This window comes from Streptomyces sp. cg36 (genome assembly GCF_041080675.1).
Taxonomy (GTDB): domain Bacteria; phylum Actinomycetota; class Actinomycetes; order Streptomycetales; family Streptomycetaceae; genus Streptomyces.
This window is the reverse complement of sequence record NZ_CP163520.1, coordinates 5710497-5737012: the sequence shown is the minus strand read 5'-3', so window position 1 is coordinate 5737012 and position 26516 is coordinate 5710497. Positions and strand designations below refer to the sequence as shown.

The following is a 26516-nucleotide window of genomic DNA, read 5'->3' as shown; positions in this document are numbered from 1 at the left end:
ATGCGGGATGGTGTCGGGCCTGCGGACCCGATTACTTGATCAAGTAGATCGTGGCGAAGAGGCCGATCCAGACGACATCGACGAAGTGCCAGTAGTAGGACACGACGATGGCGGCGGTGGCCTGTTCGTGGGTGAACCTTCTGGCCGCGTAGGTCCTGCCGAGGACCAGCAGGAAGGCGATCAGACCGCCCGTCACATGCAGACCGTGGAAGCCGGTGGTCAGGTAGAACACCGAGCCGTACGGGTCGGAGGACAGCGAGAGGCCGTCCTTCTTCACCAGCTCGGTGTACTCGAAGACCTGGCCTCCGATGAAGATGGCACCCATCACGAACGTGATCGTGAACCAGGTGCGCAGCTTCTTCACGTCGCCCCGCTCGGCGGCGAAGACGCCGAGCTGGCAGGTGAGGGAGGAGAGCACCAGGATCGTGGTGTTCGTCGCCGAGAACGGAAGGTTCAGCGAGGACGCCATTTCCTTCCAGTGCTCGGCACCCGTCACCGATCGCAGGGTGAAGTACATCGCGAAGAGGGCCGCGAAGAACATCAGCTCGGAACTCAGCCAGATGATGGTTCCGACGCTGGTGAGGTTCGGCCGATTGACCGACGGGTGCGCGTGCCCGGTTTCTACTGTCGTTGCTGTCGCCACGACCGACATTATGTCGGTCGCTTATCTCGCGCTCACTCCGGGGGGTGCCGTTCGGTGTGTCCGCACCCCGTGTCCAGCCCGAACGGCCCATCCGGGCGCCCGTGGAACCGGTGTTGACACGGTGTCGGACGGAGTAGCATCCGCGCATCGGCTCCCGAGCCCGTACCGCCGTCGAATCGGAGGAACAATGCAGTCGAGCGCCACCGTACTTGTCTACAGCGACGACGCGAACACCCGAGAGCAGGTGCGGCTCGCCGCCGGGCGCAGGCCCGCCTCCGACGTTCCCCCGGTGACCTTCCTGGAGTGCGCCACGCCGGAGGCCGTCCTCAAGGAGCTGGACCGCGGCGGCATCGACGTCTGCGTGCTGGACGGGGAGGCCGTCCCGGCCGGGGGCATGGGCGTGTGCCGGCAGATCAAGGACGAGATCTTCCAGTGCCCGCCGGTGCTGCTGCTGATCGGGCGCCCCCAGGACGCCTGGCTGGCCACCTGGAGCCGCGCGGACGCCGCGGTGACGCTCCCGGTCGAACCCGTGGAGTTCGCGGCCGCACTGGCCGCCCTGCTGCGCGTGCGCCGCCCCGACGGCGCGCTGGCCGCCCGGGGCTGATCCCCCCACCGCGGCTCAGACCTGCGGCCGCAGCCGGGCGGAGTTCAGCTTGCTCTGCCCGGCCTTCAGGTCGGCCTGGAGCACGCTGCCCTTACGCCATTTGTCCCAGTTCACGTTCCAGTCGCCGAAGCCGTTGTCGAAGGGCGTCATGTCCTCGCCGATGCTGTTGACGACCTTGACGATGTCGCCCTCGCGCACGGTGTCGAAGAACCACTCGGCGTTGCCGGTGGACATGCCCGTACAGCCGTGGCTGACGTTCTCGGAGCCCTGCGAGCCCACCGACCAGGGCGCGGCGTGCACGTACTCGCCGCTCCAGGTGACCCGGGTCGCGTAGTAGACCGGCAGGTCGTACGCGTCGGCGCTGCTGGACGAGATGCCGACCGTCTCCCCGCGCATGCGTACGAAGTACTGCTTGCCCAGCACCACCTTGACGCCGTTTCGGGTGGAAAAGCCCGGCTTTCCGGTGGTCACCGGAATGGTATTGATCACTTCTCCATTGCGTTTGACCGTCATGTAGTGCGAGGACGCGTCCGTGATGGCCTCGATGCGGTCGCCCGTGGTGATCTTCAGGGGGTGCCCGGGGCCGCCGTAGAGCTTGTCGGCGATCTTCACGCCCTCCAGCCGCGAAGTGGCCCTGATGGTGGCACCGGTCGGCCAGTACTCCTTGGGCCGGTAGTGCAGCGTCTTGTCGTCCACCCAGTACCAGGCGCCCTCCACCGAGGGCGTGGACTCGACCTTCAGCGCCCGCTCCACCACCGCGCGGGCCGCCTTGTCCTTGACCGGCTTGCTCAGCTCCGCCGTGATGGGCTGCCCGACGCCGTACTTGCCCGCGTCCGGGCCGAATTCGACCTTGACCACGTCCTTGGGCGCGGCGGTGTCGAACGTCAGCGTACGGCGCCCCGGAGCGCCGTCGGAGTCCTCCGTGGAGACCAGCACGGTGTAGTGGGCGCCCGCGACCAGCGGGGCGGTGGAGTGCCAGCGCCCGCCGTCGCCGTCCAGTTCGCCCGCGAGGCGGCGGCCGAGCGCGTCCACCGCCGTCACGTCCGTGATGCGGCCCCGGCCGCCCCTGGCGGAGATCTCCAGGGGCTTGTCGGGATCGGCCTTGGCACTGCCCGCGGGGCCGTTGTACGCGATCTGCCCGGCCGCGTCGTACGGCCTGGCGGAGAGCGGGTTGCCGTCGGAGCCCCCGCACGCGGCGGCGCCCGCCCCCACGGCGACGACCAGCAGGGTGCAGCTCAGGACGGTCCGGGTGCGAGGTGCGTGACTCATGGTCACACGTTATGGAAACCGGACATTTTCGGCGCGCGGAAGGACTGCAAACGGGCGGCCCCGCCCCGCATCGCCGACCGTGTCCGGGAACGCGGAAGGGCCCCGCGGCTCAAGCGAGCCGCGGGGCCCTTCCGGTGCGTGCGGAACCTACTGGTTCTGGTTCTCACCGCGGTAGAACTCGAACACCCAGCCGTAGATACCGACCAGGATCAGCGGCGCCGAGAAGTACAGCAGCCACCAGCCCATCGCGATGGCGAGGAACGCGAGCGCTCCACCGATGGCCAGCGAGAGCGGCTGCCAGCTGTGCGGGGCGAAGAACCCCAGCTCACCGGCGTCGTCCGCGACATCGGCCTCCTTGTCGTCCTGCGCACCCGCGTCGACCCGCCGGGCCGTGAAGGCCAGGTAGAAGCCGATCATCACGCTCAGGCCGAAGGCCATCACGAGAGCGGTGGCACCGGCCGGCTCCTTCGACCACACGCCGTACACGACGGCCATGATCAGGATGAAGACGGAGAGCCAGAGGAACATCTTGCCCTGGATCTTCACTTGCCGGCCTCCTTGCCACCGGAGAGCGCCTTGTCACCGTGGCCGTGGTTCTCGAGCTGGTCGAGAGCCGCGATCTCCGGGTGGTGCAGGTCGAACGCCGGGGATTCGGAGCGAATGCGCGGCAGGGTGAGGAAGTTGTGCCGCGGCGGCGGGCACGACGTCGCCCATTCGAGCGAACGGCCGTAGCCCCACGGGTCGTCGACCTCGATCTTCTTGCCGTACTTGGCCGTCTTCCAGACGTTGTAGAAGAACGGCAGGATCGACAGACCGAGCAGGAAGGAGCTGATGGTCGAGATCGTGTTCAGCGCGGTGAAGCCGTCGGCCGCGAGGTAGTCCGCGTAACGACGCGGCATGCCCTCGGCACCGAGCCAGTGCTGCACCAGGAACGTGCCGTGGAAGCCGACGAACAGCGTCCAGAAGGTGATCTTGCCCAGGCGCTCGTCCAGCATCTTGCCCGTGAACTTCGGCCACCAGAAGTGGAAGCCGGAGAACATCGCGAAGACCACGGTGCCGAAGATGACGTAGTGGAAGTGCGCGACGACGAAGTACGAGTCGGAGACGTGGAAGTCCATCGGGGGCGAGGCCAGGATGACGCCGGTCAGACCACCGAAGGTGAAGGTGATCAGGAAGCCGACGGCCCAGAGCATCGGTGTCTCGAAGGACAGTGAGCCCTTCCACATCGTGCCGATCCAGTTGAAGAACTTCACACCGGTCGGTACCGCGATGAGGAACGTCATGAACGAGAAGAACGGCAGGAGCACGCCGCCGGTGACGTACATGTGGTGGGCCCACACGGTCACGGACAGACCGGCGATGGCGATCGTCGCGCCCACCAGGCCCATGTAGCCGAACATCGGCTTTCTGGAGAACACTGGGATGACTTCGGAAATGATGCCGAAGAAGGGCAAGGCGATGATGTACACCTCTGGATGGCCGAAGAACCAGAAGAGGTGTTGCCACAGGAGTGCGCCGCCGTTTTGGGCGTCGAAGACATGGGCACCGAACTTGCGGTCCGCCTCCAGGGCGAACAGCGCGGCGGCCAGGACCGGGAACGCGAGCAGGACCAGCACACCGGTCAGCAGCACGTTCCACACGAAGATCGGCATACGGAACATCGTCATGCCGGGTGCGCGCATGCAGATGATCGTGGTGATGAAGTTGACCGAGCCGAGGATCGTGCCGAAGCCGGAGAAGGCCAGACCCATGATCCACATGTCGGCGCCGACGCCCGGCGAGCGGACCGCGTCCGACAGCGGGGAGTAGGCGAACCAGCCGAAGTCGGCCGCGCCCTGCGGGGTGAGGAAGCCACCGACCGCGATGAGCGAACCGAACAGGTAGAGCCAGTAGGCGAACATGTTCAGCCGCGGGAACGCCACGTCGGGCGCGCCGATCTGCAGCGGCATGATCCAGTTCGCGAATCCGGCGAACAGCGGCGTCGCGAACATCAGCAGCATGATCGTGCCGTGCATCGTGAACGCCTGGTTGAACTGCTCGTTCGACATGATCTGCGTGCCGGGACGGGCGAGCTCGGCGCGCATGAGGAGCGCCATCACACCGCCGATGCAGAAGAACACGAACGACGTGACCAGATACATCGTGCCGATCGTCTTGTGGTCAGTGGTGGTCAGCCACTTCACGACGACGCTTCCCGGCTTCTTGGGCCGGACCGGCAGCTCGTTCTCGTACGAGTCGTCTGCTGCCGCGGCACCCTGAGATTCGTTGAGGATGCTCACAGTTTGTTCGTCTCCGCGTTCTTGGCGGGGTCGGTCTGAGCGATGCCCGCCGGCACGTAGCCGGTCTGGCCCTTCGCCGCCAGCTCCTTGAGGTGCTGCTGGTAGCGCTCCGGGGAGACGACCTTCACGTTGAAGAGCATCCGGGAGTGGTCGACACCGCACAGCTCGGCGCACTTGCCGAGGAACGTGCCCTCCCGGGTCGGGGTGACCTCGAAGGAGTTGGTGTGACCCGGAATGACGTCCTGCTTCATCAGGAAGGGGACCACCCAGAAGGAGTGGATGACGTCACGGGACGTCAGCACGAAGCGGACCTTCTCGCCCTTGGGCAGCCACAGGGTGGGCCCGGGGTTTCCGGTCTGCGGGTTCCGCGTGCCGGGGATGCCGACGTCGTAGACGCCGTCGGCGCCGGCCGGGAAGTCCTTGGTGAAGCGGTCCGGAATGGCGGACAGCTCCTTGGACTTCGCGGCGTCGCCCGTGGCGGGGTTGCCGTCCACGTCCTCGACGTAGTTGAAGCCCCAGCTCCACTGGTAGCCGACCACGTTGACGGTGTGGGCCGGCTTCGGGGAGAGCTCGAGGAGCTTGGACTCATCACGCGCGGTGAAGTAGAAGAGCACCGAGACGATGATGAGGGGGACGACCGTGTACAGCGCCTCGATGGGCATGTTGTAACGGGTCTGCGGAGGTACCTCGACCTTGGTGCGGCTGCGCCGGTGGAAGATGACACTCCACAGGATCAGGCCCCAGACCAGCACGCCCGTGGCGAGCGCGGCCGCCCACGAGCCCTGCCAGAGGGAGAGGATCCGCGGAGCCTCTTCCGTCACCGGGGTGGGCATACCGAGGCGAGGGAAGTCTTCCCAGTTGTACGAGCAACCGGAGGCGGTAGCCAGGACCACGCCCGCGGTCAGCACCTGCAGCAGCTTCCGCCGCATCGGGCGCCGCGACGAGCGGTCGGAGCCGTTGGGACTCACGTAGCGCCTTCCCGAGAGTCTCGCCCGCGCCGGCCGGCTCCGGCCGTCCGTCTCGCTGGTCGGTCGCCGCCCTGGCCGCGGGCAGGGGTTTGGATGTTTATGCGGACCAAACCCTACTGGACGCTATTTGGGGTCGCGCGGGGAGGGTGCCCAACGCGCCGCCCGAGCCCCCAAAGGGATGGAATCCCGGCTTCCGGGCGGCATCTGACGGCCCTTCCTGTACGTGTACGGGTGGATTCGGCGTGTCGGCCCGCCGGGCCGGGGATTAGCGTGGCGCCGTGCCCTACTTCGACGCCGCCTCCTCCGCCCCCCTGCACCCCGTGGCCCGCCAGGCCCTCCAGGCATCCCTGGACGAGGGCTGGGCCGACCCGGCCCGCCTCTACCGCGAGGGCAGGCGGGCCCGGCTGCTGCTGGACGCGGCCCGGGAGGCCGCCGCCGAGGCCGTGGGCTGCCGTCCGGACGAGCTCGTGTTCACCTCATCGGGGACACGGGCCGTGCACCGCGGAATTTACGGTGCGCTCGCCGGGCGTCGGCGTGTCGGCCGCCATCTGGTGGTCTCGGCGGTCGAGCACTCCTCGGTGCTGCACGCCGGGGCGGCCCTGGAGGCGGACGGCGGCGCGGTCACCGAAGTCCCGGTCGGCCGCACCGGAGCCGTCTCCCCCGCCGCGTACGCCGCCGCCCTGCGCCCCGACACGGCGCTCGCCTGCCTCCAGTCCGCCAACCACGAGGTGGGGACGGTCCAGCCGGTGGCCGAGGTGGCCGGGGCGTGCCGGGCGGCCGGGGTGCCGCTCCTGGTGGACGCGGCCCAGTCGCTGGCCTGGGGGCCGGTGGCGGAGGGCTGGTCGCTGCTGGCCGCCAGCGCGCACAAGTGGGGCGGTCCGGCGGGGGTGGGGCTGCTGGCCGTCCGCAAGGGCGTCCGGTTCGCCCCCCAAGGTCCGGCCGACGAGCGGGAGTCGGGCCGCGCCCCCGGCTTCGAGAACATCCCGGCGATCGTGGCCGCCGCCGCGTCCCTGCGGGCGGTGCGGGCCGAGGCGGCGGCCGAGGCGGCGCGGCTGCACTCCCTGGTGGACCGGGTGCGCGCCCGGGTGGCGGAGCTGGTCCCGGACGTGGAGGTGGTGGGCGATCCGGTGCGGCGGCTGCCGCATCTGGTCACCTTCTCCTGTCTCTATGTCGACGGAGAGACCCTGCTGCACGAGCTGGACCGGGAGGGTTTCTCCGTTTCGTCGGGTTCGTCCTGTACGAGCAGCACCCTGACGCCGAGCCATGTGCTGCGGGCCATGGGGGTGCTGAGCGAGGGGAACGTACGGGTCTCGCTGCCGTCCGGCACGACCGGGGCCGAGGTGGACCGGTTCCTCGAAGTGCTGCCGGGCGTGGTGGCGGGCGTGCGGCGCAAGCTCGGCGCTCCGGTGGAGACGGCGGCCCCGGCGGGCGGCGCCGAGGACCTGACCGTCGACGCGCTGGGCAGGCGCTGCCCCATTCCGGTGATCGAGCTGGCGAAAGTGATCAACGACATCCCGGTCGGCGGCACGGTCACGGTCCTCGCCGACGACGAGGCCGCCCGGCTGGACATCCCGGCCTGGTGCGAGATGCGGGGGCAGGAGTACCTGGGCGAGACCCGGCGGGAGCGGGGCTCGGCCTACCGGGTGCGGCGCACGGCCTGAGCCCCGGCCGCCGGGCGCGGCCCCCGGACGGGTACGGCCGTGCCCACCCGCGGCCCCGGACGGGCGCGGGTGGGCACGGTGGCGCGGGAGCCGGGGGTCAGGCCAGGAAGCCCTGGACCTCGGCCGCCGCCTCGTCGCCGTACGCCTTGGTGAAGCGGTCCATGAAGTGGGCGCGGCGCAGGGTGTACTCCTGGGTGCCCAGGGTCTCGATGACCAGCGTCGCCAGCATGCAGCCGACCTGCGCGGCCCGCTCGTGGCCGACGCCCCAGGACAGCCCGGACAGGAAGCCCGCGCGGAACGCGTCGCCGACGCCGGTCGGGTCGACCTTGGCCTCCTCCTCGGCGCAGCCGACCTCGATCGGGTCCTCGCCGACCCGCTCGATGCGCACGCCCCGGGAGCCGAGGGTGGTGACCCGGTAGCCGACCTTGCCGAGGATCTCCTCGTCGCTCCAGCCGGTCTTGGACTCGATGAGCCCCTTCTCGTACTCGTTGGAGAAGAGGTACTTGGCGCCTTCGAGCAGGGTGCGGATGTCGTCGCCGGACATCCGGGCGATCTGCTGCGAGAAGTCGGCCGCGAACGGGATCCCGCGGGTCTTGCACTCCTCGGTGTGCCGCAGCATCGCCTCGGGGTCGTCGGCGCCGATCAGCACCAGGTCCAGGCCGCCCACCCGCTCGGCCACGGACTGGAGCTCGATCTGGCGGGCCTCGCTCATCGCGCCCGTGTAGAAGGAGCCGATCTGGTTGTGGTCGGCGTCCGTGGTGCACACGAAGCGGGCGGTGTGCAGGACCTCGGAGATGCGGACCGAGTCGGTGTCCACACCGTGCCGGTCGAGCCAGGCGCGGTACTCGTCGAAGTCGGAGCCGGCGGCCCCGACCAGGATGGGCTCGGTGCCGAGCTGCCCCATTCCGAAGCAGATGTTCGCGCCGACACCGCCCCGGCGCACGTCGAGGTTGTCGACGAGGAAGGAGAGGGAGACCGTGTGCAGCTGATCGGCGACCAGCTGGTCGGCGAATCGGCCGGGGAAGGTCATGAGGTGGTCGGTGGCGATGGAGCCGGTGACTGCGATACGCACGGCTAGGACGCTCCTGCGTGGAGGACTGTTGACAGTTAACGCTACCGGGTCCGGGCAGCTCATCTGAAGGGCCGAAACTACCCGATAGTAGGCGTTTTTCCACATGGTTCCTGATGCGTGCGGTGCGGAATATGGAAAGCATGGAGCAGACCGGGAAAGTCCTCACGTCCGAACCGGGCCTCGCGCTGCTGCGCGGCGACTGCGCGCGGATGGCGCCCCACTGGGTGGTGCCGGCGGAGGCGGGCCCCGCGCCCGTCCCGCCCTCGCGCATCCACGGGGTGTCCGTGCCGCCCGACTCCGTCCGGCTGATCGCCGCGATGGACGCGTACGGCGACTGATCCGGCCCGGCCCCGGGGCGACCGTCTTCACGGGGGCAGCGCGCGCGGGGAACCGTGCGCTCCCCCGCTCCGTCCAAGGCGTGTCCCCCGTAAAGGGGATGCTGGATACGACTGGACAGGAGCGATGCGGTGAGCAGCGAGCACACGCAGGAAGAGTCGCGTCCGCGGCTGGTGCGGCGGTCCCCCCTGGTCCTCGCCTCGGTCGCGGCCGCGGTGCTGGTCGCGGGCGGCGGCGGGGCCTACTGGGCCTCCACGGCCTCCGGGAGCCCGGCCTCCGGCAAGGCGGCCGGTCCAGGCGCGGACTCCACCCCGCCCCCGCTGGCACTGGACAGCGGGCGGGAGGGCATCGCCCCGGGCGAGCCGGACCCCAACGGCGTGGTCTACCGCGCGGAGGGCAAGCTGCCCGCCGGCCCGGACCGGGCCGCGGTCTACCGCCCGGCCGGTACGGTCGGCGAGGCGGAGGTCGCCCGGCTGGCGAAGGCGCTGGGGATCGACGGCGCGCCGCGCCTGGAGGGCCCCTCCTGGAAGGCGGGGGTCACCAAGGACGGCGGCGGCCCGGTCCTGACGGTCAGTCAGCAGGCGCCGGGCAGCTGGACGTTCGCCCGGTACGGCAGCGGGGGCACCGACAACTGCCCCAAGGGCAGCAAGTGCCCGATGCACACCACCGGCTCGGACATCGCGCCCGGTGAGCCCGACCCCTCGGGCGGCGGCACCCCGGTGAGCGAGCAGGCCGCGAAGGCGGTGGCCGCGCCCGTGCTCAAGGCGCTGGGCCAGGACGACGCCAAGCTGAACGCGGACCAGCTGATGGGCGCGGTCCGGGTGGTCAACGCCGACCCGGTGATCGACGGACTGCCCACCTACGGCTGGACCACCGGCGTCCAGGTCGGCCCCGACGGCCAGGTGGTGGGCGGCAGCGGTCAGTTGAAGGCGCCGCAGAAGGGGGCCGACTATCCGGTGCTGAGCGCCGAGGAGACCCTCAAGCAGCTGAACGGCCAGGGCGCCGCCCGTCCGGCGCCCAAGGACTGCACGGGCCCGGTGCCGCTGGACGGCGGGCCGCAGGGCGAGCCCACCAAGGGCACGCTGCCGAGCGACCCGCAGCGCAAGCTGCCCAGCGATCCCCAGCGGGGGCTTCCCAGCGACCCGCAGGGCCCGGCCGGGCAGCCGTGCAAGCAGGCCACGCCGTCGACCGTGACGGTCGACGGGGCCGTCTTCGGGCTGTCCGCGCAGTACGTGGACGGCCGCCAGGAGCTCGTGCCGTCCTGGCTCTTCCGGACGAAGCCGGCCGGTGCGGCGCGGCCGGTGACCATCACGGCCCCGGCCGTCGACCCGCGCTATCTGGCGAAGCCGCCCGCACCGCCGGCCGACCCGGGCACGGCGCTGCCGAGCCCGTCCGGCTCGTCGCCGACCGGCCGCCAGTCCCTGGTCTCGTACGCGCTCGGCGCCGACGGCCGCACCCTGACCCTCACCTTCTGGGGCGGGGTCTGCGACACCTACGCGGCGACGGCGGACGAGAGCGGCTCCGGCGTGCGGGTGCGCGTGGGGGTCGCGCACCACGACCCCAAGAGGGTCTGCGTGATGCTGGCCAAGAAGGAGACCGCCACGGTGACGCTGCACCGGACGCTCGGGGCGCGCGAGGTGGTCGACGCGGACTCCGGGAAGGCGCTGCCCAAGAGCTGAGCGGGCGCGCACGTACGAGGAGGGCGGGCCCCGTCGGGGGCCCGCCCTCCTCGTCGCGACCGGTCCGGTGGCGCCCGGGACCGGTGCGGTGCGGCTTAGTTGAAGGAGTCGCCGCAGGCGCAGGAGCCCGTCGCGTTCGGGTTGTCGATCGTGAAGCCCTGCTTCTCGATGGTGTCCACGAAGTCGATGGAGGCGCCGCCCAGGTACGGGGCGCTCATGCGGTCGGTGACGACCTTGACGCCGCCGAAGTCCTTGACGACATCGCCGTCGAGCGAACGCTCGTCGAAGAAGAGCTGGTAGCGCAGGCCGGAGCAGCCGCCGGGCTGGACGGCGACGCGCAGCGCCAGGTCCTCCCGGCCTTCCTGGTCAAGGAGGGCCTTGACCTTGGCCGCGGCGGCGTCGGACAGGAGGATGCCGTCGCTCACAGTGGTGGTCTCGTCCGATACGGACATCTGCTTCTCTCCCGGGTTGTACGGAGACTGCTTGCCGACGGTTGCAACCGGCGGTGCCCCGGATTCATTCCGGGCCGTGCGTGAGTCATGGCCGTGCCGTGGCTCACCTTCATGCTCGCACACCCGGGCGCGGGCCGGAAAAGTCCTGGGGAAAACCCCGGGCGGCCGGGCGCCGAGGGGGCCGGGCGGGGGCGGGACGGGGGTGAAGGGGATGTGTCACATCGACGCTATGGCCATCGTCAAAGTGACGTGAAGCAGTTATGATAGATAGCGTCATTTAGACGAAAACTCGTCTGCAGAAGAGAAAGGGTGCGTGACGTGACCACCGCCCAACCCCTGGATGTCCAGCCGACGCCGCTCGCCCTGCTCCTGCTCGGCCGCGAGGCCGACCCGAAGAGCGAGCGCGGTGTGGAGTGCCCCGGCGACCTGCCGTCGCCCTCCGACCCCGACCTCGTGGCGCGCGCCCGCGCGGCCAAGGAGAAGCTCGGGGACAAGGTGTTCATCCTCGGCCACCACTACCAGCGCGACGAGGTCATCGAGTTCGCCGACGTCACCGGTGACTCGTTCAAGCTGGCCCGGGACGCGGCGGCCAGGCCGGAGGCCGAGTACATCGTCTTCTGCGGTGTGCACTTCATGGCCGAGTCCGCGGACATCCTGACCTCCGACGACCAGAAGGTCGTCCTGCCCGACCTGGCCGCCGGCTGCTCGATGGCCGACATGGCCACCGCCGAGCAGGTCGCCGAGTGCTGGGACGTGCTGACCGAGGCCGGGATCGCCGAGCAGGTGGTGCCCGTCTCGTACATGAACTCCTCCGCGGACATCAAGGCGTTCACCGGCAAGCACGGCGGCACGATCTGCACCTCCTCCAACGCCAAGAAGGCGCTGGAGTGGGCGTTCGAGCAGGGCGAGAAGGTGCTCTTCCTGCCGGACCAGCACCTGGGCCGCAACACCGCCGTCCGCGACATGGGCATGTCCCTGGACGACTGCGTGCTCTACAACCCGCACAAGCCGAACGGCGGCCTGACCGCCGAGGAGCTGCGGAACGCGAAGATGATCCTGTGGCGCGGCCACTGCTCGGTGCACGGCCGGTTCTCGCTGGACTCGGTCAACGACGTGCGCGAGCGGATCCCGGGCGTCAACGTCCTGGTGCACCCCGAGTGCCGCCACGAGGTCGTGGCCGCGGCGGACTACGTCGGGTCGACCGAGTACATCATCAAGGCGCTGGAGGCGGCGCCGGCCGGGTCCAAGTGGGCCATCGGTACGGAGCTGAACCTGGTACGGCGGCTGGCGAACCGGTTCGCCCCGGAGGGCAAGGAGATCGTCTTCCTCGACAAGACGGTCTGCTTCTGCTCGACCATGAACCGGATCGACCTGCCCCACCTGGTCTGGGCCCTGGAGTCGCTGGCCGACGGCAAGCTCATCAACCGGATCCAGGTGGACCCGGAGACCGAGAGCTTCGCGAAGCTGGCGCTGGAGCGGATGCTCGCGCTGCCGTAACCGGCCCCGGCACACAGCGAGAGGGGCGCTCCCCGGGGAGCGCCCCTCTCGCGCTGTCCGGCCCCCGCGCCGTTCCGCTCGCGCGCTGTCCGGCTCGGCGCGCTATTCGACCCTCGGCCGCACCAGGCCCGACTCGTAGGCGATGACCACCAGTTGGGCCCGGTCGCGGGCGCCCAGTTTGGCCATCGCCCGGTTGACGTGGGTCTTCACCGTGAGCGGGCTCACCACCAGGCGCTCGGCGATCTCGTCGTTGGACAGGCCACCGGCCACCTGGACCAGGACCTCCCGCTCGCGGCCGGTCAGGGCCGCCAGCCGCTCGGCGTGGGCGCCGGGCGGCTCGCCGGTGCCGTCCCAGCTGCCGCCCTGGGCGAGGAAGGTGGCGATCAGCCCCTTGGTGGCCGCGGGCGACAGCAGGGCCTCGCCCGCCGCGGCGATCCGGATCGCGTTCAGCAGCTCGTCCGGCTCGGCGCCCTTGCCGAGGAAGCCGGAGGCGCCCGCGCGCAGCGACTGCACCACGTACTCGTCGACCTCGAAGGTCGTCAGCATGACCACGTGGACGTCGGCGAGGTCCGGGTCCGCGCTGATCATCCGGGTGGCGGCCAGGCCGTCGGTGCCGGGCATCCGGATGTCCATCAGGACCACGTCGGCCCGGGTGGAGCGGGCCACCGCGACCGCCTCGGCCCCGTCCGACGCCTCGCCCACCACGTGCATCCCCGGCTCGGAGTCCACCAGTACGCGAAAGGCGGAGCGCAGCAGCGCCTGGTCGTCCGCGAGTACCACCCTGATCGTCATGCGCAGCCTTCCCCCGGGCCCTCGGCCGCCGTCCGCGCCCACTCGGCCGTTCTGCGGGTCCGGGGGGCGCGGGCCGGGTCGGCCGTCTTGACCGGCAGTATCGCCTGCACCCGGAAGCCGCCGCCGTAGCGGGGTCCCGCCGAGCAGCTGCCGCCGAGCGCGCCGACCCGCTCGCGCATCCCGAGCAGACCGTGCCCGCCGCCGCTGCTCCCGCCGGGCGCGCGGGCGTCGGTGCCGGTGCCGTTGTCGATGATGGTGACCTCCGCGTTGGGGCCCACCCGCACCACGCTGACCTCGGCCTTCGCGCCGGGTCCGGCGTGCTTGTGCACATTGGTGAGCGCCTCTTGGATCACCCGGTACGCGGCGAGGTCCACGGCCGCCGGCAGCCCCTCCCGCACCTCCGGCGCGAGCGGCGCGAGCTCGACCGTCAGGCCCGCCCGGCCGAAGCCCTCCAGCAGGTCGTCCAGGAGGGCGAGGCCGGGGGCCGGCTCGGTGGGGGCCTCCGGGTCGCCGGACTGGCGCAGCAGGCCGACGGTGGCGCGCAGCTCGTTCAGCGCCGAGCGGCTCGCCTCGCGGACGTGCGCGAGGGCCTCCTTGGCCTGGTCGGGACGCTTGTCCATGACGTGGGCGGCGACCCCGGCCTGCACGTTGACCAGCGCGATGTGGTGGGCCACCACGTCGTGCAGGTCGCGGGCGATGCGCAGGCGCTCCTCGGCGACCCGGCGCCGGGCCTCCTCCTCGCGGGTGCGCTCGGCCCGCTCGGCGCGCTCGCGGATGGACTCCACGATGGCGCGGCGGCTGCGGACGGCGTCCCCGGCGGTGGCGGCGAGGCCGGTCCAGGCGAGGACGGCGACGTTCTCCTGGGCGTACCAGGGGGCGTCGCCGAAGACCATGGCGGTGGTGGTGAGGACGCCCATGGTGGCGATGCCGACGCGGTAGGTGGTGGCGCGGTCGGTGTGCGCCGCGACCGTGTACAGCGCGACGACCGGGCTGATCGCGATGGGCGCCGGGGAGTTGCCCGCGAGCAGGTCGAGGACGGTGACGGCGCTGGTGCAGGCGAGGACGGCGAGCGGGTTGCGGCGGCGCGCCACCAGGGCGACGCCCGCCAGCGTCACCAGGACGAGCGCGGTCGCGCTGGGCGTGCGGGTGCCGAACACCGGGCCGTTGGAGCCGTGCGGATCGGCGAAGGAGCCGACCAGCAGGCAGACGAGGACGACGGCGGCGAGGGCCGCGTCACCCGCCAGCGGGTGGGCCCTGAGCCAGCCGTGAATGCGGGCGAACGTCACGCCTCCCAAGGTACGGGGCGAAGCCGGCCCCGCTCCCCCAGAACGGCACAACGGCCTCGCCACGGGCCACGGCATGGGCGCGGCGCCCCCGCCCCGGACCGCGGGCACCTCCGCCACGGACCGCGGGCCCGCGCGGCGCCCTCCGCCGCGGACGACGGGACCGCTCGGCGCCCCTCACCGCGGACCACGGGACCTGCCCTTCAGCCCGGGATCAGCCCGTCGTCGCTCAGCATCTGGCGGACCTCGTCCAGCGTGGCGTCCGGTGCGGGCAGGATCAGCTCGGAGGGCTCCAGGGCGTCGTCCGGGAGCGGCTCGCCCAGTCGGCGGACCGCGTCCAGGAGGGCGCCCAGGGTGCGGCGGAAGCCCTCCTCGTCCCCGGCCTCCATCTCCTCCAGGAGCTCGTCGTCCAGCTTGTTGAGCTCGGTGAAGTGGCTGTCCGCCAGCTTCACCTGGCCCTCCCCCATGATCCGCACGATCATGGCGACTCCTCTACTGCTTGTCGAAGCGGGGGGTCTGCTGCTGCGGACGGTCCTGCGGGGCGGCGGCGCCGCCCTCGATGGCCTGCTGGTTCGGCGTCCCTCCGGTGAGCTCGGCCTTCATCCGCTGCAGCTCCAGCTCTACATCCGTACCACCGGAGATGCGGTCGAGCTCGGCCTGGAGGTCGTCCTTCTGGAGGCCGGACTGGTCGTCGAGGGCGCCGGAGGCCAGCAGCTCGTCGATCGCGCCGGCCCGCGCCTGGAGCTGCGCGGTCTTGTCCTCGGCCCGCTGGATGGCCATGCCGACGTCGCTCATCTCCTCGGAGATGCCCGAGAAGGACTCGGCGATCCGGGTCTGCGCCTGGGCCGCCGTGTAGGTCGCCTTGATCGTCTCCTTCTTGGTGCGGAAGGCGTCGACCTTGGCCTGGAGCCGCTGGGCCGCCAGGGTGAGCTTCTCCTCCTCGCCCTGGAGCGTCTGGTGCTGCGTCTCCAGATCGGTGACCTGCTGCTGGAGGGAGGCGCGGCGGGTCAGCGCCTCGCGGGCCAGGTCCTCGCGGCCGAGCGCCAGCGCCTTGCGGCCCTGGTCCTCCAGCTTGGTGGACTGGCTCTGGAGCTGGTTCAGCTGCAGTTCGAGCCGCTTGCGGGAGGTCGCCACGTCGGCGACGCCCCGGCGCACCTTCTGGAGCAGCTCCAGCTGCTTCTGGTACGAGTAGTCGAGGGTCTCGCGCGGGTCCTCGGCCCGGTCAAGGGCCTTGTTCGCCTTCGCGCGGAAGATCATCCCCATACGCTTCATGACACCGCTCATGGGCTTCGCGCGCCCCCTTCTGACGGACTCCAGCTCCAGCTGCTGCAACAGAACCCACAGTACGGGCCCTGCATCCATTACCGCACTGTTCGGACCCGGATGCGGTCATCCGCAAGGACGACTGCGTCCGCGCGCCGCTCCGGCGCAGGGAGTAGGTGGCCCCCGTACTCGTACCGCTACTGACGCAAGGCGTTGCGGGATCGTTCCCCTCCGGCCTGTGGTCCATGCGCGCGACCCCGTACCCTTGGGCTTTGTGTTCCGTAGCCGTTCCAAGGAAGAGAAGGCCCCCACCGACAAGGTGACGGCGGACCTCTCCACGCAGCCCCGCGACCCCGAGGCCCCCAAGGGTCGGCCCACGCCCAAGCGGAGTGAGGCCCAGACCCAGCGCCGCCGTGCGTCGACCGCACCCACCGACCGCAAGGAGGCCGCCAAGCGCCAGCGCGAGGCCCGCCGAGCCGATCTGGCCAAGCAGCGGGAGGCGCTCGCCAACGGCGACCAGCGCTACCTGCCGGGCCGCGACAAGGGTCCCGTGCGCAAGTTCGTGCGCGACTACGTCGACTCGCGGTTCTGCGTCGCCGAGTTCTTCCTGCCGATGGCAGTGATCATCCTGGTGCTCTCGATGGTCCGGATCGGCAGCCTGCAGAACATCGCGCTGCTGCTGTGGCTCGTGGTGATCGTGCTGATCGTGCTCGACTCCATCGGCATGGCCTTCCGGCTGAAGAAGCAGCTCCGGGAGCGCTTCGCCGACCAGCCGACCAAGGGCGCGGTGGCGTACGGCCTGATGCGTACGCTCCAGATGCGCCGGCTTCGTCTGCCGAAGCCGCAGGTCAAGCGCGGGGAACGACCCTGAGCACGGACGTCGCCGCCTTCAGCGGCGCCTCCGGCAACTGGCTGAAGGGCCTGAGCGGTCTGCGCAACACCGTGCGCCAGGAGCTCGTGGCCCGTCAGCTCGACGAGCAGATAGCCGCCCGGTTCCCGGTGGGCCAGCGGCTGCGGGTCCTCGACGTGGGTACGGGGCAGGGCACCCAGGCCCTGCGCCTGGCCCGCGCCGGGCACACCGTCACCGGCCTGGAGTCCGACCCCGAGATGCTGCGGGTGGCCCGTGAGGCGCTCTCCACCGAGCCGGAGGGCATCCGCGAGCGGGTCCGCCTGATCCAGGGCGACGGCAACGAGACCGGGGTGCACTTCCTGCCCGGCTCCTTCGACGTGGTCCTCTGCCACGGCGTGCTGATGTACGTCCAGGAGCCGGACGCGATGCTCGCGGGCCTGGCCCGGATGCTGGCGCCCGGCGGGCTGCTGTCGCTGCTCGTGCGGAACGCCGACGCGCTGGCCATGCGGCCGGGGCTGGCCGGCGACTGGACGGGCGCCCTCGCGTCCTTCGACGCCGACACCGACGCCTACACCAACCGGCTCGGGCTCTCCGTGCGGGCCGACCGGCTGGAGACGCTGACCCGGACGCTGGACGGGATCGCGGCGCCGCTGCACGCCTGGTACGGGGTGCGGGTCTTCACCGACAACGTGCCCAACGAGGTGCAGCTGCCCGCGGCGGACGAGCTGGACCGGCTGCTGGCCGCCGAGGACCGGGCCGGGCGCACCGACCCCTACCGGCGGGTCGCGGCCCTGCTCCACCTCTGCGGCGTACGGGGGTAGTCCCGGCCCGGCGGGCGCGGGTGTCAGGTGGGCGGGCCCCTTTCGCGTCCTCCCTGGGTGACCACTGAACCCTCTCCCGCCAAACTGCCCGCCCGGGACACCTGGCGGGCCCTCTACCGGCACTTCCGGCCGCACCGGGGCACCGTCGTCCTCGGGGCGCTGCTGACGCTCGTCGGGGCCGCCACCGGGCTCGCCCAGCCACTGGCCGCCAAGGCCCTGGTGGACCGGCTCGGCGGGGACGAGCCGATCGCGGGCGTGCTCGTCCTGCTCACCGCGCTCGTGGTGGTGGGCACGGTCGTCGAGTCGTTCGGGGCGTACGTCCTGGAGCGCACCGCCGAGTCCGTGGTGCTGGCCGCCCGGCGCACCCTGATAGGCCGGCTGCTGCGGCTGCGGATCGCGGAGACCGAGCGGCTGCCCCCGGGCGACCTGATGTCCCGGGTGACCTCCGACACCACGCTGCTGCGCGCGGTCACCACCCAGTCGGTGGTCTCGGCGGCCACCGGCGGGCTGACCTTCCTCGCGACGATCGCGATGATGGCGTACATGGACGCGGTGCTGCTCGGCGTCACGCTCGGCGTGATCGTCCTGATCGGCTCGGCGGTGGCGCTGGTGATGCCGCAGATCTCCCGGGCGACCGCGCGGGCGCAGGCGTCGGTGGCGGAGATGTCCAGCGTGCTGGAGCGGGCGTTCGGCGCCTTCCGCACGGTCAAGGCGTCCGGCGCCGAGGAGCGCGAGAGCGCCGTGGTGGACGCCGCCGCCGAGGATGCCTGGCGGCACGGGGTCCGCTCGGCCAAGTGGCAGTCGCTGGCGGGGACTTCGGTGGGCCTCGCGGTGCAGGTGTCGTTCCTGGCGGTGCTGGGGATCGGCGGCGCGCGGGTCGCCTCGGGGGCGATCTCGGTCTCCACCCTGGTGGCGTTCCTGCTCTTCCTGTTCTATCTGATCGACCCGGTCTCCAAGCTGGTGCAGGCGGCCACCCAGTACCAGGTCGGCTCGGCGGCGGTGGCCCGCATCACGGAGGCCGAACGGCTGGAGACCGAGCGGCTGGAGCCGGGGCCGGCTCCGGCGCCGCGGGACCCCGCCGCGCCCGCCTCGGTGGTCTTCGAGGAGGTGCGCTTCCGCTACCGCGAGGACCTGCCGTACGTCCACCACGGGGTCTCCTTCGAGGTGCCGGGCGCCGGGATGACCGCCTTCGTGGGGCCCTCGGGCGCGGGCAAGACGACCGTGTTCGGGCTGATCGAGCGGTTCTACGAGGCGAGCGGCGGGCGGGTGCTGGTGGACGGCCGGGACGTGCGCGACTGGCCGCTGGCCGAGCTGCGCGGCGCCATCGGATACGTGGAGCAGGACTCCCCCGTACTGGCCGGGACCGTCCGCGAGAACCTGGTGTTCGGGGCGCCGGACGCGACGGACGCGGAGATCGCCGACGTCCTCGTACGGGCGAAGCTGGCCGAGCTGGTGGAGCGGCTGCCGGAGGGTCTGGACACCGTCGTGGGGCACCGCGGTTCCAAGCTGTCGGGCGGTGAGCGCCAGCGCGTGGCGATCGCCCGCGCGCTGCTGCGCAGGCCCCGGCTGCTGCTCCTGGACGAGGCGACCTCGCAGCTGGACGCCGTCAACGAGCTGGCGCTGCGGGACGTGGTGGCCGAGGCGGCCCGCCGTACGACGGTCCTGGTGGTGGCGCACCGGCTGTCCACGGTGACCCTCGCGGACCGGATCGTGGTCATGGAGGCCGGGAAGGTGCGCGCGGTGGGCACCCACGCCGAACTCGTGGACGGGGACCCGCTGTACGGGGAGCTGGCGGCGACCCAGTTCCTGGCGACCGCCTGAACGGACCGCCAGGGGAGGCCGGGGGGCGGGCCCGGCGCGATACTGCGGAACATGGATGGATCCGTGAACCGCGACCGGGTCCGCCGGTCGTTCCCGCCCGTGGCCGCGGCCCTGTGCGCCGCCGCCCTGCTGGCCGGCTGCTCCGGCTCCGGCCCGGGCGCCGGCCGCTCCGCCCCCGCGCGGGCCGACGCGGCGGCGAACCCGGCGGCCCCCCAGAAGCCGCAGGCGCCCGCGAAGGCCGACGGCAACGCCCTCCAGGCCGACTACGAGCGGGTGATCAAGGACGTACTGCCCTCGGTCGTGCAGATCGACGCGGCCGACAGCCTGGGCTCCGGGATCGTCTACGACACCCAGGGCCATGTGGTGACCAACGCGCACGTGGTGGGCGGCGAGAACACCTTCAAGGTGTCCACCGCCACCGGCGGCGGCTCGCTCGGCGCCAAGCTGGTGGCGGCCTATCCGGAGCAGGACCTGGCGGTGATCAAGCTGGACTCGGTCCCGAAGGGGCTGAAGCCGGCCAGGTTCGGCGACTCCTCGAAGGTGGAGATGGGCCAGATCGTCCTGGCCATGGGCTCCCCGCTGGGCCTGTCCAGCAGCGTCACCCAGGGCATCGTCTCGGCGACCGGCCGGACCGTGACGGAGAGCCCGTCGGGCGGCGGCACCGGCGCCACCATCGGCAACATGGTGCAGACCTCGGCGGCGATCAACCCGGGCAACAGCGGGGGCGCGCTGGTCAATCTGAACAGCGAGGTCATCGGCATCCCGACGCTGGCCGCGACCGACCCGGACATGGGCGGCAGCGCGGCCCCGGGCATCGGGTTCGCCATCCCGTCCTCGATGGTGAAGACGGTCGCCGACCAGATCGTCAGGAGCGGCAAGGTGACCGACTCGGGCCGGGCGGCGCTCGGCGTCACCGCGCGCACGGTCGTGGACTCCTCGTACCGGCCCGCGGGCGTGGCCGTCGTCGAGGTGAAGCGGGACGGGGCGGCCGACAGGGCGGGGCTGCGGGCCGGGGACGTCATCACCAAGGTCGGTGACACCGACATCACCACGATCACCTCGCTCTCCGAGGCGCTGGCCGCCGACCGGCCCGGCCAGACCGTCCAGGTGACGTACGCGCGGGGCGGCGCCGCCAAGACCGTCCAGGTCACGCTGGGCGAGATCTAGGGCGGCTCCGGCGGCGCCCGCGGACCAACGGGTCCGCGGGCGCCGCCGTACGGGCCGGGGCCCGCCGGGGCCGTCAGGCTTCGGCCGCCGCGTGCAGGCTCATCGGGCCGTAGATCTCGGTGCCGTCCTCGAAGAGGCGCACCTGGTCCGCGCCGCCCTCCATCAGGTCCTTCCAGACCTCACCGATCCAGGACTCCGCGTCGCCCTGGGTGGTGAACTCCTCCGGCGCCACCGCCGGCTCGACCTCCGTCCCGTCGGACTTCTCGAATCGCCACGTCCACGCCATGTGCGCCTCCCGGGTCACGTTGCTGCCCGCAGCGTAGCCGGGCGCGCACCGACAGCGGTGACGCGGGAGGATCGTCTTCGTGGAACTGACTCTCCTCGGCACCGGAGCCCCCGACGGGCTGCCGCGCCCCGACTGCCCCTGCGCCGCGTGCGCCTCGGCCCTCGGCGAGCGGGCGCGCGGCGCGACCTCGCTGCTGCTCGACGGCGCCCTGCTGCTCGACCTCACCCCGGGCGCCGCGCTGGCCGCCGCCCGGGCCGGGCGCTCGCTGGCCGGGGTGCGCCAGGTCCTGCTCACCCATCCGCACGACGGCCCGGCCGTGGAGCTGCCGCCCGGGCTGCCGTCGGCGGGGCGGGTACCGGACGGCCGGGTGCTGACGCTGATCAGCGGGCACCGGGTGCGGGCGGTGCCGATGGACGCGCCGGGCACGGGGTACGAGGTGACCTCGCCGGAGGGCGAGCGGCTGCTCTACCTGCCGCCGGGCGGGGCGCCGTCGGGGCTGGCCGAGGGGCGTCCGTACGACATGGTGGCCGGTGACGTGCTGGGGCGGCCGGACGCGCTGGCGCGGCTGCGCGCCGCCGGGGCCGTGGGCCCGGCCACCGATGTGGTCGCGGTGCACATCGGCCACGACGTGCCGCCCGGCCCGGAGCTGGCGCGGCGGCTCGCGGCGGCCGGGGCGCGGGCGGTGCCGGACGGGACGACGCTGGTCGTCGGGGAGTACCACGCGGTGCCCGACCTGCCGCGCCGCACCCTGGTCCTCGGCGGCGCCCGCTCGGGCAAGTCGGTGGAGGCCGAGCGCCGTCTGGAGACGTTCCCGGAGGTGGTGTACGTGGCCACCGGCGGCACCCGGGAGGGGGACCCGGAGTGGGCGGCGCGGATCGGGCTGCACCGCGAGCGGCGGCCCGGCGCCTGGCGCACCGAGGAGACCTGCGAGCTGGTGCCGCTGCTGGCCGGGCAGGGGCCCGCGCTGCTGGTGGACTGTCTGGCGCTGTGGCTGACGGACGCGCTGGACCGGGCCGGGGCGTGGGAGGCGGAGAAGGTGCCGGACGCGGTGCGCGGGCGGATGGCCGAGCTGGTCGCGGCGGTCCGGGCGACGCCCAGGTCCGTGGTGTTCGTCAGCAACGAGGTGGGCTCGGGCGTGGTGCCCGCGACCCGGTCCGGGCGGATGTTCCGGGACGAGCTGGGGCGGCTGAACGCGGCGGTCGCGGCGGAGTGCGAACAGGTGCTGCTCGTGGTCGCGGGGCAGGCGCTGGTGCTGCGCGGCTGAGCCGGGGCGCGATCTTGCCGCACCACCGGCGGGAGAGCCCCGCGCTGCCGGTACTGTTCAGCGAATGAGCAGGCTGAATCTCGACGACTTCTCCGATCTGATCGAACGCCCCGACAGCGGTGTGCGGCGTGACGCCGAGGAACGCCGGGAGCGGCTGACCGTGCCCTCCGGCGCGCTCGGCCGGCTCGACGAGCTGGGCGAGTGGCTCTCCGCCGCGCAGGGCACGGTTCCGGTCAAACCCATCGAGCACCCGCGCGTGGTCCTCTTCGCGGGCGACCACGGCGTGGCCGGGCTGGGCGTCTCCGCGCGCCCGGCGGGCTCCGCCCACGCCCTGGTGCGGTCCGTCCTGGACGGCGCGGGCCCCGTCTCCGTACTGGCCCGGCGCCTGGGCGTCCCCGTACGGGTGGTGGACGCGGGTCTGGACTGCGACCCGGAGCTGCTGCCCGAGGAGGTCGTACGGCACCGGGTGCGGCGCGGCAGCGGGCGCATCGACGTCGAGGACGCGCTGAGCGTGGCGGAGGCCGAGGAGGCCGTCCGCCTCGGGATGCGGATCGCCGACGAGGAGGCCGACTCCGGCACCGACCTGGTGGTGCTGGGCGACCTCAGCGTGGGCGGCACCACGGCGGCGGCGACCCTGATCGCGGCGCTGTGCGGCACCGACGCCTCGGTGGTGACCGGGCGTGGCGGGGCCGCCATCGACGACCTGGCGTGGATGCGCAAGTGCGCGGCGATCCGGGACGCGCTGCGCCGGGCGCGGCCGGTTCTCGGCGACCAGCTGGAGCTGCTGGCGGCGGTCGGCGGCGCCGACCTTGCCGCGACCACCGGTTTTCTGCTTCAGTGCGCGGTGCGCCGAATGCCGGTCATCCTCGACGGGGTGGTCTCGTCGGCCTGTGCGCTGGTGGCCCAGCGGGCCGCCTTCCGGGCTCCGGACTGGTGGCTGGCCGGTCAGCTGAGCGGTGAGCCGGGGCAGTCCAAGGCACTGGACCGGATGGCACTCAACCCTCTGCTCGACCAGGGCGTCACTGTCGGTGAAGGAACCGGGGCCCTGCTCGCTCTTCCTCTCGTACAGGCCGCAGCCGCCCTGGCCGCGGAGCTGCCCGAGCGCGCGGAGCCCGAGGGGGATCGCGCCGACGACTGAGCCGGGACCGCGGCCGGGCACCGCCCGGCCGCGGTGCCGACCGCCATGACGCGCGATGTCCACCGCCCCATATGATCGCGTTTCATGGGAGAAGTCCGCTTGACCACCGAAGGATTGGACCGGAGCACCGTCCGGTCGCGACGCAGTGCGGCATTCGCCGTCTGGTACCTGCGAGCCGTGACGTTCATCAACTTCCTGAGCGCCGTATGGGTTTCGTTCGGCCAGGACCTTCGGCGCCACAACACGGACAACTACTTCACGCCGTACCTGCTGGACGCGGGGTTCGCCTCGGGCGTGGTCACGCTGTTCCTCGCCGTCACGATGCGCCGCCGCAAGCGGGCCGCGTGGATCCTCAACATGGTGCTCAGCGGCCTGGTCCTGCTGCTGTTCGCCTTCGTCATGGTCTTCCCGGAGATCCGCCAGTACCCGCAGAACTGGGTCTCCCTGGTGCTGACCGCCGCCTTCGTGGCGGCGCTGCTGCTGGGCCGCCGCGAGTTCTACGCCAAGGGCGACCGCGCCAACCCGAGGCTGGCGGCGATCGTCGCGGCCGGCGGGCTGCTGCTGACGTCGCTGGTCGCCGCGCTCCTGGTGACCGTGACCAACACGTACCAGGGCGCCGAGCACTCCACGTTCCTGGGGCGCTGGCGGTACGGCGTGATGCGGCTCGTCTCGCTGGTGCCGGACGACCACGACATCACCGGCATCGACACCCCCGGCTGGGTCGACGTCACCATCAACGTGCTCTCCACGCTGCTGCTCATCGCCGTGATCTACGCCGCCTTCCGCAACCGCAAGGCCGTCGACCCGATCACCGTGGAGGACGAGGAGAAGCTGCGCGCGCTCCTGGAGAAGCAGGGCGAGCGCGACTCGCTCGGCTACTTCGCGCTGCGCCGCGAGAAGAGCGTCATCTGGTCCCCCACCGGCAAGGCCGCCGTCACCTACCGCGTGATCAACAGCGTCTCGCTGGCCTCCGGCGACCCCATCGGCGACCCCGAGGCATGGCCCGGCGCCATCGAGCCCTGGCTGGCCGAGGCCCGTGAGCACGGCTGGATCCCGGCGGTGACCGGCGCCAGCGAGGAGGCGGGCACCGTCTACGCCCGGCACGGCCTGGACGCCCTGGAGATGGGCGACGAGGCGATCGTGGAGATCGCCGAGTTCACGCTGGACGGCCGGGCCATGCGGACGGTCCGCCAGGCGTACAACCGGGTGAAGCGGGCCGGGTACGAGGTGAGGATCCGCCGTCATGCGGACATTCCTGCCGATGAGATGAGCGAACTGCTGCGCAAGGCCGACGACTGGCGCGACGGGGCCACCGAGCGCGGCTTCTCCATGGCGCTGGGCCGACTGGGCGACCCCGCCGACGGCCAGTGCGTGATGCTGGAGTGCACCGACGCCGAGGGCGAGCTGCGCGCACTGCTCAGCTTCGTGCCGTGGGGCCCGCACGGGCTCTCGCTGGACCTGATGCGCCGCGACCGCGAGTCGGAGAACGGCCTGGTCGAGTTCATGGTCATCGAGCTCCTCCAGCGCGCCAAGGAGATCGGGACCACCCAGGTCTCGCTGAACTTCGCGATGTTCCGCTCCGTCTTCGAGCGGGGCTCCAAGCTCGGCGCGGGCCCCGTGCTGCGGCTCTGGCGCTCGCTGCTGAGCTTCTTCTCCCGCTGGTGGCAGATCGAGTCGCTGTACCGCGCCAACGCCAAGTACCGGCCGATCTGGGAACCCCGGTTCACCCTCTTCGAGAAGAGCGCCGACCTGCCGCGCATCGCGATCGCGTCGGCGCGCGCGGAGGGCTTCCTGGAGGCGCCCGGGCTGCCCAAGTGGCTGCACCGCAAGCACCTGGAGTCCCAGAGGTGAGGCTCCCCCGCTCCCGGCCGGCCAACGGACCAGTACGCCGGTTCGTCCGACGGGAGTGGGGCCCGCTCTACCTGGCCGTCCGCTACGCGCTGAGCACCCAGCGCTGGCGGGCGGTCCCGATGACCCTGTGCGCGGTCGTCCTGACATCGTTGTTCCAGCTCGTCCAGAACCAGCCCTGGGGCTTCCGCCCGGTCCAGGTGCTCGGCTCGGTCAAGGCCGAGGACGCGCTGTGGATCTCGCTCCTGCGCACCCCGCTCTCCCTGTTCGTGCCCGCCCTCGACCTGCCGGTGTGGGGCGCGCTCGGCCAGCTCCTGCTGGTCTTCGGCATCGCGGAGATCTGCATCGGCCGCCGCCACACCCTGCTGATCGCGTACGCGGCGACGCTGGCCGGCACCATGTACGCGCGCGTGGGCATCGCGCTCGGCCCCGACGGGCCGCTGGGGCTGCCCGCCTCGGACGCGAAGATGGTCGACACGGGCCCCTCGGCCGCGGTGGTCGGGCTCGCCCTGTACGTCTGCTGGCGCTACCGGGCGTACTGGACGGCCGGGGTGGTCGCCCTGGCGATGGTCGGCGAGGTGCTCCTCAAGGACAACCTCGCGGGCAAGGAGCACATCGCCGCCATGGTCGCGGTGGCGGTGCTCTGCTGGATCACCTCGGTGCGCCAGCGGCGCAGGCGCGAGCGCGCCCGTCAGGACCGGCGCACCGGCAGCCTGTCCGGGGCGCCCCCGATGAAGTCCTGAGCCCGGCGGCGCAGCCGCGTCCAGCGCCGGTCGTGCCGGTAGACCCGCAGCAGGGACCGGGCCCGGGCGCGCGGCCTGCGGCGGTAGAAGCGGCGGGCCCACATCGAGCCGGGCCGGGCCAGCCGGATCGCGGCGACCAGCGCCACGAACGGGACGAGCGTGCCCACGATGGCGAGCCGGAACTTGCCCTTGAAGAGCGCCAGCAGCACGAAGCAGAAGTTGATCCAGAGGGTGAGGATGAACGACGCCCGGTCGTGCCGCTCCTGTGTCGACATGTCGTTCACGCCGAGCGGCGAGAACCCGCCCAGGGTCAGCAGCACCAGGGCCGCCGTGAGCACCACCACCTCGACGCTCTTGCGGCCCTGCTCGGTCCAGTAGACGTCGTCCAGGTGCAGGATCAGCGCGAACTCGTCCAGGACCAGGCCCGCGCCGACCCCGAAGACCACCGCGAAGAGACAGGCGCCGATCCCGTGCCGCCCGCTGGCGACCGCCCCGAACCCGCCGAGTACGGTCAGGATCACCCCGGGCACCACGTGGTGGATGTGCAGCCCGCCCGGCTTGATGTTGCGGAACGGGCCCCGCCCGGCCCGGATCAGCCGGGTGATCGTCCGGGTGACGAGGAAGGTCAGCACGAACGACGCCAGGGCGAGCAGCAGCGGAAGCTTTCCCGGCTCCACGAAGTTGCGGTTGAACCAGCTCATCGCATCCGCTCCCGTTGTGCGCCGTATGCGCAATTTACCCCGGTGGGGGCGGGGGCCGCGCTCGGGATAGCCTGCGGCC

26 protein-coding genes are annotated in these 26516 nt (G+C 71.9%); 13 read left to right on the top strand and 13 right to left on the bottom strand.

What is annotated here, in order from left to right:
* Positions 1–31: 31 nt before the first annotated feature.
* Positions 32–652, bottom strand: a complete 621-nt coding sequence (locus AB5J87_RS25385) for a heme-copper oxidase subunit III (RefSeq protein WP_067158287.1) — start codon at positions 650–652, stop codon at positions 32–34.
* A gap of 178 nt (positions 653–830) precedes the next feature.
* On the opposite strand from AB5J87_RS25385, the gene AB5J87_RS25380 reads away from it, so the two are divergent.
* Positions 831–1247: a hypothetical protein gene (locus AB5J87_RS25380; protein WP_369379559.1), complete on the top strand. Its 417-nt coding sequence runs from the start codon at positions 831–833 to the stop codon at positions 1245–1247.
* 15 nt (positions 1248–1262) lie between these two features.
* On the opposite strand, the gene AB5J87_RS25375 is transcribed toward AB5J87_RS25380, so the two are convergent.
* From AB5J87_RS25375 to coxB, 4 genes are all read right to left on the bottom strand, one after another.
* Positions 1263–2516, bottom strand: a complete 1254-nt coding sequence (locus AB5J87_RS25375; protein WP_369379557.1) for an Ig-like domain-containing protein — start codon at positions 2514–2516, stop codon at positions 1263–1265.
* A gap of 147 nt (positions 2517–2663) precedes the next feature.
* Positions 2664–3062 (bottom strand): cytochrome c oxidase subunit 4, encoded by a 399-nt coding sequence (locus tag AB5J87_RS25370; protein WP_369379555.1) that lies wholly within the window; start codon positions 3060–3062, stop codon positions 2664–2666.
* On the bottom strand, positions 3059–4795 hold the full coding sequence (gene ctaD, locus AB5J87_RS25365) for a cytochrome c oxidase subunit I (RefSeq protein ID WP_369379553.1): 1737 nt from the start codon (positions 4793–4795) through the stop codon (positions 3059–3061). Before ctaD ends, AB5J87_RS25370 begins: the two co-directional genes overlap by 4 nt.
* The gene (coxB, locus tag AB5J87_RS25360) at positions 4792–5763 is read right to left on the bottom strand and encodes a cytochrome c oxidase subunit II (protein WP_369379552.1); all 972 of its coding nucleotides are present in this window, start codon (positions 5761–5763) and stop codon (positions 4792–4794) included. The genes ctaD and coxB overlap by 4 nt, the downstream gene beginning before the upstream one ends.
* A gap of 278 nt (positions 5764–6041) precedes the next feature.
* On the opposite strand from coxB, the gene AB5J87_RS25355 reads away from it, so the two are divergent.
* Positions 6042–7424 (top strand): cysteine desulfurase/sulfurtransferase TusA family protein, encoded by a 1383-nt coding sequence (locus tag AB5J87_RS25355; protein ID WP_369379550.1) that lies wholly within the window; start codon positions 6042–6044, stop codon positions 7422–7424.
* A gap of 97 nt (positions 7425–7521) precedes the next feature.
* On the opposite strand, the gene AB5J87_RS25350 is transcribed toward AB5J87_RS25355, so the two are convergent.
* On the bottom strand, positions 7522–8496 hold the full coding sequence (locus AB5J87_RS25350; protein WP_369379548.1) for a carbohydrate kinase family protein: 975 nt from the start codon (positions 8494–8496) through the stop codon (positions 7522–7524).
* A gap of 140 nt (positions 8497–8636) precedes the next feature.
* Here AB5J87_RS25350 and AB5J87_RS25345 point away from each other — a divergent pair, with 140 nt between their 5' ends.
* Entirely contained in the window at positions 8637–8834 is a 198-nt protein-coding gene (locus AB5J87_RS25345) for a hypothetical protein (RefSeq protein ID WP_369379546.1), read from the top strand.
* Between the two features lie 129 nt (positions 8835–8963).
* Positions 8964–10511: a hypothetical protein gene (locus tag AB5J87_RS25340; protein ID WP_369379544.1), complete on the top strand. Its 1548-nt coding sequence runs from the start codon at positions 8964–8966 to the stop codon at positions 10509–10511.
* 95 nt (positions 10512–10606) lie between these two features.
* On the opposite strand, the gene AB5J87_RS25335 is transcribed toward AB5J87_RS25340, so the two are convergent.
* Positions 10607–10963, bottom strand: coding sequence for an iron-sulfur cluster assembly accessory protein (locus tag AB5J87_RS25335; protein WP_369379542.1), 357 nt, complete (start codon positions 10961–10963; stop codon positions 10607–10609).
* A gap of 318 nt (positions 10964–11281) precedes the next feature.
* On the opposite strand from AB5J87_RS25335, the gene nadA reads away from it, so the two are divergent.
* Positions 11282–12460: a quinolinate synthase NadA gene (gene nadA, locus AB5J87_RS25330; protein ID WP_369379541.1), complete on the top strand. Its 1179-nt coding sequence runs from the start codon at positions 11282–11284 to the stop codon at positions 12458–12460.
* 102 nt (positions 12461–12562) lie between these two features.
* Here the strand turns inward: nadA and AB5J87_RS25325 are convergent, their stop codons facing one another.
* From AB5J87_RS25325 to AB5J87_RS25310, 4 genes are all read right to left on the bottom strand, one after another.
* Entirely contained in the window at positions 12563–13252 is a 690-nt protein-coding gene (locus AB5J87_RS25325; RefSeq protein ID WP_369379539.1) for a response regulator, read from the bottom strand.
* Complete coding sequence (locus tag AB5J87_RS25320) at positions 13249–14538, bottom strand: sensor histidine kinase (protein ID WP_369379537.1); 1290 nt, start codon at positions 14536–14538, stop codon at positions 13249–13251. Before AB5J87_RS25320 ends, AB5J87_RS25325 begins: the two co-directional genes overlap by 4 nt.
* Before the next feature lie 200 nt (positions 14539–14738).
* Positions 14739–15017, bottom strand: coding sequence for a hypothetical protein (locus AB5J87_RS25315; RefSeq protein WP_369379536.1), 279 nt, complete (start codon positions 15015–15017; stop codon positions 14739–14741).
* Positions 15018–15027: 10 nt separating this feature from the next.
* On the bottom strand, positions 15028–15819 hold the full coding sequence (locus tag AB5J87_RS25310; protein WP_369379534.1) for a PspA/IM30 family protein: 792 nt from the start codon (positions 15817–15819) through the stop codon (positions 15028–15030).
* A gap of 253 nt (positions 15820–16072) precedes the next feature.
* On the opposite strand from AB5J87_RS25310, the gene AB5J87_RS25305 reads away from it, so the two are divergent.
* Genes AB5J87_RS25305 through AB5J87_RS25290 form a run of 4 tightly spaced genes read left to right on the top strand, consistent with a single transcriptional unit; the run spans position 16073 to position 20457 of the window.
* The gene (locus AB5J87_RS25305) at positions 16073–16669 is read left to right on the top strand and encodes a DUF3043 domain-containing protein (RefSeq protein WP_369379532.1); all 597 of its coding nucleotides are present in this window, start codon (positions 16073–16075) and stop codon (positions 16667–16669) included.
* Positions 16670–16728: 59 nt separating this feature from the next.
* Entirely contained in the window at positions 16729–17469 is a 741-nt protein-coding gene (locus AB5J87_RS25300; RefSeq protein ID WP_369383665.1) for a class I SAM-dependent methyltransferase, read from the top strand.
* 57 nt (positions 17470–17526) lie between these two features.
* On the top strand, positions 17527–19290 hold the full coding sequence (locus tag AB5J87_RS25295) for an ABC transporter ATP-binding protein (protein ID WP_369379530.1): 1764 nt from the start codon (positions 17527–17529) through the stop codon (positions 19288–19290).
* A 51-nt stretch (positions 19291–19341) separates the two neighbouring features.
* Positions 19342–20457: a S1C family serine protease gene (locus AB5J87_RS25290; RefSeq protein WP_369379529.1), complete on the top strand. Its 1116-nt coding sequence runs from the start codon at positions 19342–19344 to the stop codon at positions 20455–20457.
* 73 nt (positions 20458–20530) lie between these two features.
* Here the strand turns inward: AB5J87_RS25290 and AB5J87_RS25285 are convergent, their stop codons facing one another.
* On the bottom strand, positions 20531–20743 hold the full coding sequence (locus tag AB5J87_RS25285) for a hypothetical protein (protein WP_369379527.1): 213 nt from the start codon (positions 20741–20743) through the stop codon (positions 20531–20533).
* A gap of 79 nt (positions 20744–20822) precedes the next feature.
* On the opposite strand from AB5J87_RS25285, the gene AB5J87_RS25280 reads away from it, so the two are divergent.
* From AB5J87_RS25280 to AB5J87_RS25265, 4 genes are all read left to right on the top strand, one after another.
* The gene (locus tag AB5J87_RS25280) at positions 20823–22007 is read left to right on the top strand and encodes a bifunctional adenosylcobinamide kinase/adenosylcobinamide-phosphate guanylyltransferase (RefSeq protein WP_369379526.1); all 1185 of its coding nucleotides are present in this window, start codon (positions 20823–20825) and stop codon (positions 22005–22007) included.
* A gap of 73 nt (positions 22008–22080) precedes the next feature.
* Positions 22081–23145 carry a nicotinate-nucleotide--dimethylbenzimidazole phosphoribosyltransferase gene (gene cobT, locus AB5J87_RS25275; protein ID WP_369383664.1) on the top strand — a complete coding sequence of 355 codons (1065 nt, stop codon included), beginning with the start codon at positions 22081–22083 and terminating at the stop codon, positions 23143–23145.
* A gap of 84 nt (positions 23146–23229) precedes the next feature.
* Positions 23230–24996: a phosphatidylglycerol lysyltransferase domain-containing protein gene (locus AB5J87_RS25270; protein WP_369379525.1), complete on the top strand. Its 1767-nt coding sequence runs from the start codon at positions 23230–23232 to the stop codon at positions 24994–24996.
* Entirely contained in the window at positions 24993–25736 is a 744-nt protein-coding gene (locus AB5J87_RS25265; RefSeq protein ID WP_369379524.1) for a hypothetical protein, read from the top strand. The genes AB5J87_RS25270 and AB5J87_RS25265 overlap by 4 nt, the downstream gene beginning before the upstream one ends.
* Here the strand turns inward: AB5J87_RS25265 and AB5J87_RS25260 are convergent.
* On the bottom strand, positions 25685–26437 hold the full coding sequence (locus tag AB5J87_RS25260) for a hypothetical protein (protein WP_369379522.1): 753 nt from the start codon (positions 26435–26437) through the stop codon (positions 25685–25687). The genes AB5J87_RS25265 and AB5J87_RS25260 overlap by 52 nt on opposite strands.
* Between the last annotated feature and the right edge of the window lie 79 nt (positions 26438–26516).